The organism is Streptomyces sp. CB02056 (genome assembly GCF_001905545.1).
Taxonomy (GTDB): Bacteria; Actinomycetota; Actinomycetes; order Streptomycetales; family Streptomycetaceae; genus Kitasatospora.
In genome coordinates, this window is sequence record NZ_LIPD01000011.1 from 1 (window position 1) to 1,293 (window position 1,293).

Sequence of the window (1,293 nt, forward strand, 5' to 3'; positions counted from 1 at the left end):
AGGCCGAGGGCTTGTCCTCAGACGCTCGCGTTCACTGTGTGGTTCCCGGGTAACGAACAGTTATCACCGGCGAACAAAGAAACACTTATCAACTGAAAAGTGTGTTTCGCTGAATACCCGATAGGGTTTCGGTGGTCATAGCGTGAGGGAAACGCCCGGTTACATTCCGAACCCGGAAGCTAAGCCTCACAGCGCCGATGGTACTGCAGGGGGGACCCTGTGGGAGAGTAGGACGCCGCCGAACAATTATTCAAGGCCGCGGCCCCAGCGACTCGCTGGGGCCGCGGCCTTTTCGTGTTTTGCGAACGTGAAGAAGATCGGCAAAAGCGGGACTTCCGCCCAGACGCGGAGGGTCCCGGCATGTCGGACAATGGAGAAGGTACGCGGGCCAGCAGGCCGGCGTCGAAGCCGCGTGGCGGTGGTGGAGTCGCATGCTCCGCCCGCGGTGTAGCTGAAGCAGCAGAAGGAGTCACCACGATGTCGAACCAGCCCCAGGACCGTCCCGAGCGTCGATCGGACGACGGCCGAGGCTACGAGCCCCGGTCCCGCGGGGGCTGGTCCAACGACCGTGGCGGCGACCGCGGTGGCTTCCGCCGCGATGACCGCCCCTCCGGCGGCTACCGTCGCGACGACCGTGACGACCGTCCGCGTCGTGACGACCGTCCGTCGGGCGGCGGGTACGGCCGCGACCGCGACGACCGCGGTGGCGACCGTGGCGGCTTCCGCCGTGACGACCGCCCCACCGGCGGGTACAACCGCGACCGCGGCGACCGTCCGTCGGGCGGTTTCAACCGTGACGACCGTGGCGGCGAGCGCGGCGGTTTCCGTCGTGATGACCGTCCGTCGGGTGGCGGTTTCAACCGCGACCGCGGTGACCGTCCGGCCGGCGGTGGCTTCCGTCGTGACGACCGCCCCTCGGGTGGTTTCAACCGTGACGACCGTGGTGGCGACCGTGGCGGTTTCCGTCGTGATGACCGTCCGTCGGGTGGCGGTTTCAACCGCGACCGTGGCGACCGTCCGGCCGGCGGTGGCTTCCGTCGTGACGACCGCCCCTCCGGCGGCGGTTTCCGTCGCGACGACCGCCCCTCCGGTGGCGGCTTCCGCCGCGATGACCGCCCGTCCGGTGGTTTCCGTCGGGACGACCGTGACGACCGTCCGCGTCGTGACGACCGCCCCTCCGGCGGTTTCAACCGTGACGACCGTGGTGGCGACCGTGGCGGTTTCCGTCGTGATGACCGTCCGTCGGGTGGCGGTTTCAACCGCGACCGTGGCGACCGTCCGGCCGGCGGTGGC

General features: G+C 69.1%; 1 rRNA gene and 1 pseudogene. Both read left to right on the top strand.

The features are described 5' to 3' along the window. The first annotated feature begins 127 nt into the window (after positions 1-127). Positions 128-244, top strand: a 5S ribosomal RNA gene (gene rrf / locus AMK13_RS28445). Positions 245-360: 116 nt separating this feature from the next. Next, positions 361-1,293: pseudogene (locus AMK13_RS45260) on the top strand (hypothetical protein); the annotation flags it as partial.